The sequence below is a fragment of the Spirosoma sp. genome, from assembly GCF_048594605.1.
Taxonomy (GTDB): domain Bacteria; phylum Bacteroidota; class Bacteroidia; order Cytophagales; family Spirosomataceae; genus Spirosoma.
Window position 1 is genome coordinate 1 of record NZ_JBMDWV010000066.1, and the last position, 4,899, is coordinate 4,899.

At 45.6% G+C, this 4,899-nt stretch carries 3 protein-coding genes and 1 pseudogene; 3 read left to right on the forward strand and 1 reads right to left on the reverse strand.

The features are described from left to right. Positions 1-83: 83 nt before the first annotated feature. Positions 84-1,703 carry a SulP family inorganic anion transporter gene (locus ACOJS8_RS03800; protein ID WP_420147200.1) on the reverse strand — a complete coding sequence of 540 codons (1,620 nt, stop codon included), beginning with the start codon at positions 1,701-1,703 and terminating at the stop codon, positions 84-86. Positions 1,704-1,795: 92 nt separating this feature from the next. On the opposite strand from ACOJS8_RS03800, the gene ACOJS8_RS03805 reads away from it, so the two are divergent. From ACOJS8_RS03805 to ACOJS8_RS03815, 3 genes and pseudogenes are all read left to right on the forward strand, one after another. After that, entirely contained in the window at positions 1,796-3,016 is a 1,221-nt protein-coding gene (locus ACOJS8_RS03805) for a THUMP-like domain-containing protein (RefSeq protein WP_420147201.1), read from the forward strand. A gap of 29 nt (positions 3,017-3,045) precedes the next feature. Continuing rightward, positions 3,046-3,729 (forward strand): hypothetical protein, encoded by a 684-nt coding sequence (locus ACOJS8_RS03810; protein WP_420147202.1) that lies wholly within the window; start codon positions 3,046-3,048, stop codon positions 3,727-3,729. Positions 3,730-4,625: 896 nt separating this feature from the next. After that, a pseudogene (locus ACOJS8_RS03815) lies at positions 4,626-4,899 on the forward strand (hypothetical protein); the annotation flags it as partial.

The window sequence follows — 4,899 nt, forward strand, 5'->3', positions numbered from 1 at the left end:
GAAATCTTCTTTGGTTTCGGTACGTACGCTTATACGCAGTAAGCACCCTGCCGACGCATGAAAAAGCGACCGACACGTATCAGCTATTGCTGGGACAATAACGTTTCTTTCGGTTCTTTTCCTTTCCGCTTTCTACGACTCAACACTACGTTCCGTAGCTCATAATCGATCCCCTGTACCTTAGCCGTTTCGCTGAAATCGTGCAGCATATTGAAAATATCGTGATCGATAAACGGTGCCTTTGTCCCATCAACGACAACTTTATCGCCGGGACTGAGCGAGCCTAAAGCTTCCTTCAACTGGGGTTTGCTTAAGAAATAAAGGTCTTTCTCGAATTCAATTGTTACGTCCCGATCATTGCGGATGACCCGGAATGTCGATTGAAAATTGGTATATAGTACGTAAATAATACCAACAACCGAACCCAGCGCAATCCCAATCAGCAAATCGGTAAATACAATGCTAAGCACCGTAACAATGAAAGGAATAAACTGACTCCAGCCATCCTGGTATATTTTCTTGAAAACCTGAGGCTTGGCCAGTTTATAACCAACCATAATCAACAGAGCTGCCAGGCACGACAAAGGAATCAGGTTGAGCAACGCCCCACCTAAAAATACCGCCAGCATTAAATAGACGCCGTGAACAATTGTCGACATCCGGGTTCTGGCTCCGCTATATATATTCGCCGATGTACGTACCACTACCGACGTAACGGGCAAGCCGCCAATTAATCCTGACAACATATTACCAACGCCCTGTGCAATCAATTCCTGGTCAGTTGACGACACACGCTTTGCTGAGTCAAGCCGGTCAGATGCTTCAAGATTGAGCAAGGTTTCCAAGCTGGCGACGAGGGCAATAGTTGCAGCAATGCCATAAACCCGGGGATTCATCAGAATGCTGAAATCAGGAAAATCAAAAATTGAGAAAACGCTTTTTCCAGGCGCTATGACCGGAATCTGCACCATATGCTGATGAGCGGTGTCGCCCAGATACCACTCTGGAACGGCTACCCGAAAGAATTCATTCAGCGCCACCCCAATAATGACGACAACCAGCGCAGATGGAAAATTCTTGAAAAATGCATTCGTACTCCGACCCGCTATCCGTTCCCAACTAATCAAAAAGGCGATTGAAATCAGGCTGATAATTACTGCGCCGGGACTGGCGGTTTCGATGGCCCGGTAAATTTCAGAAATCGTATTTTCGCCGTCGGCAAGCTGCTGAAACTCAAACTCTCCTTCATAGTCATTATCTCGTCCCAGAGCGTGAGGAATCTGTTTCAGAATAATGACGATACCAATAGCAACCAGCATACCTTTAATCACGCTGTCGGGAAAGAAGCTGCTAAACCGTCCAGCCTTAATAAGTCCCAACAGAAATTGTATCAGTCCGGCCAGCACAACGGCAACCAGAAATGCTTCGTAAGAGCCTATTTTTGCGATGGCATCGGCCACAATAACGGCCAGCCCAGCCGCCGGACCACTAACGCTTACTTCGGAACCCGACAGCAGGCCAACCACAATTCCACCAATCATGCCGGCCACAAGACCGGAGAATAAAGGAGCGCCCGAAGCCAGCGCAATACCCAGGCAAAGTGGTAAAGCCACTAAAAAGACGGATAAACCAGCCGGTAAATCCTGACTCAAATAGGCTGATTTATAGTAAGCGAGAGTTTTGAGGGGACTAACGCGTTTCATATAAGATTGGCTAAGGTATGTTGCTGTAACGTCGGCAGTTGATTAACTGCTGCGTTAAATTAAAAAGAGATTAAACCATAATTAATACCCATTTGCAAACTTTCCTTTCCGCTGCCGAACGAGAATTCATTCGCGATCACCTTACCAATGATGTGCGCGGCTTGTTGCTACGTAAAAATCTGGCTGGATTAGACCTAAAGAGATTGGTAGCACAAATCGCATCCCGGCAAAAAGCCCGCGAAAAATTACCGACCTGGTACGCTAATGACGCGTTGATTTTTCCGCCTGCCTTGTCAGTTGAACAGGCTTCATCTGAGCGGACAGCACATTACAAAGCATTGCTGGTCAGTGGGAATGTACTGCTTGATCTGACGGGCGGTATGGGCGTTGATACATGGGCGTTTGCCCAGCGCGTCGGGCAGGTTATATACGTGGAACGTAACGCAGAGCTGGCTAAAGTCAGTGCTTATAATCTGACTCAACTGGGGGTAGCAAACGTAACAGTTTATCCTACGGATGGCTTGTCACTCCTTGATAATGAAGCCAGTGATTGGCTAACCGAACCGGCGGACTGGATTTATCTGGACCCGCACCGGCGCGATGAGCAAGGCGGTAAGGTTATCCGGCTGGAAGACTGTGAACCTGATCTGTCGAAAGCCCAGACCATCTCCCGATTGTTAAAAAAGGCAAATCAGGTTTTATTGAAAACGTCGCCGTTACTTGATATAGATGCCACCGTCCGACAATTGAATGGAGCCGTCGACGCTGTCCACGTAGTAGCCGTTCAGGGGGAGGTAAAAGAAGTTTTGTTTGTACTCGGAAAGCAGAACATTTCGCTGGAAGCTGTCCAGATTCAGGCAGTAAACCTTTTACCCGATCGGACCGTCAGGATGGCATTCAGATGGTATGAAGAGCGTACAGCTAACGTATCATTTGGCGATCCTCAGCAATACATTTATGAACCGAATGCAGCGGTATTGAAAGCGGGCGCTTTTCGGCTGGTAGCCGAGCGATTCGAACTGACCAAACTAGCTCCCAACAGTCATCTGTATACGAGTAACGTATTGCGTACTGATTTTCCGGGCAGAGTTTTTCGGCTGCAGGCCGTCCTGAAACCTGATGTAAAAACGCTTAAAACAGAAGTACCAGCCCTGAAAGCTAACCTGACAGTACGTAACTTTCCACAATCAGTGGCCGAACTGCGAAAGAAATTAAACCTTCGCGAAGGCGGTGATATCTACATTCTGGCAACCACTCTGCTAAATACCGATAAACGCCTGCTGATTACCAGAAAAGTAGAATCAGCTCATTAAATTAGTTAATCGATTAAATCCCATACACTATGAAAACCGTAGCACGCTTCACATTAACCCTTTGTTATTTAGCCCTGACTGCCTCAGCGTATGCTCAAACCGTTTATGCGGGTGAGAACACCATCGATAAATCCAAAATACCAGGTCTTTACCTGACGATTCAGGGCGATGGCAAACAGATTGAGAAGGATTGGGAAAGCCAGCTACAGAAATTCGGCCGGGTTGCCTCATCACGGGGTACGTATCGCGTTACGAATGCCAGCATTCCTGCTATTTCTTCCGAGCCAATTAATCTGGTCAGCACCGTAAAAACATCGCGTACGTCAGCCACGATTTTCACCGCATACGATCTGGGCAACGGAAATTATGTTACTACTGGCGGCAACGGTTATTCGGCTGCGGAAACCCTGCTAAAGGACTTTTCAGGCAGTTCCATCTACAATCAGGAAGTCCGACTGGCAGAAAGCGGCTTTGATGAAGCTCAGAAAAATCATCAGAAATTGGTTCGTAAAGGTGAACAGTTACAACGATCTATTGAGCAGAATGCCAAAGAAAAAGAACGATTACTGAAACGTATCGACGATAACGCTAAAGAATTGGAGCAGCTCCAAAAGGATATTGAAACCAATAAAGTAGATCAGACCAACGCACTCACTGAACTGGATAGTCGCAAAAGTAACGTTGAAGCCGTAAAAGCGAAGAAATCAAACTGATCATCAACTATTTATGCAAGCAGTTGAAGATTTAACGCAGGAATGACATTGGTCTTATTCTGCGTTAAATCTTCAACTGTCAACCAATTTCCTGAATGCAGTCACTTCTGAAAATCTCTACAAGCGCTACGTTGATAAACTATAACGGTACTACCCGTCAATGACACGAGATTTTGAAAAACGCAGGACTCGACACACGCTATTTTCATTAACATATTCGACAAACTGGATGCTTTCCAGACCTGGCTCTATTCCATTGCTTACAATTCTTGCGCTAAGTAGATTCGGCTGACTAAGCGATTTTATACTACTCCCATTGATGAGGAACTAGAGTAAATACTCCCTGAATCCCGGGACTCTATCTTACACCAGGAAATTATGAAGTCTGTAAAACGTGCGATGGAAAGCCTGACCTCAGAAGAATACCCCCTACTCCGCTTAAAGTATCAGGAAAAGTAAGCATCGAAGACATTGCCCACCAATACAAACTAACCTTTGGCGCGGTTAAAATGCGACTCAACCGTAGCCAGGAAAAACTTCAGCAATTTTACTCCTGACAACTGGATAACTAACAGCCGCACCTTATCAACTCCCTGGGCTGGCTCAATATCAGTAATTTCTATATTTTCTTCTCTCCTGCATAGGCGACTCGGCCAGCGACCTAGGCCTATCTGCTGTATTACTACGTAGCACCGTTTTGCTTTCAGTTAGAGCTAAGCCCTTACCTCGGCGCGAACAAGACCTCAATAAAGCCAAGTCACAGGTCTTCCTCTCATCTACACACCTGTAAGATAACTTTTCTACATATCAATTAAACAAATGTTTACTATTTCCGTTAAATGAATCGTTAATATATACCATATTAATTTATTACAACTTTTTTAACTACTAATCCTATGGCAAATCTGTTCTCTACCAGGCACTTGATTGCCTTGTCTGCATTATTACTTGGTGTTAATGCTTACTCCCAAGTTCGTATTGGACCAGCACCTGGAGCAGTAGACGGTTCAGCCTCGCTGGACGTTCGTTCAGGCCCTTATACATCAGGCAATCCTTATAGAGGCTTGCTATTGCCTAGTGTTACGACTACTCAACGCGATCAAATTCAAAATCCTGCGACCGGTTTACTCCTCTTTAATACGACCACGAATCAGGTAGAAGTTAATACGG

Excerpts from the sequence above, each read along its gene's own strand:
- ACOJS8_RS03800 (WP_420147200.1), bottom strand. The coding sequence starts at position 1,703 with ATGAAACGCGTTAGTCCCCTCAAAACTCTCGCTTACTATAAATCAGCC.
- ACOJS8_RS03810 (WP_420147202.1), top strand. The coding sequence starts at position 3,046 with ATGAAAACCGTAGCACGCTTCACATTAACCCTTTGTTATTTAGCCCTG.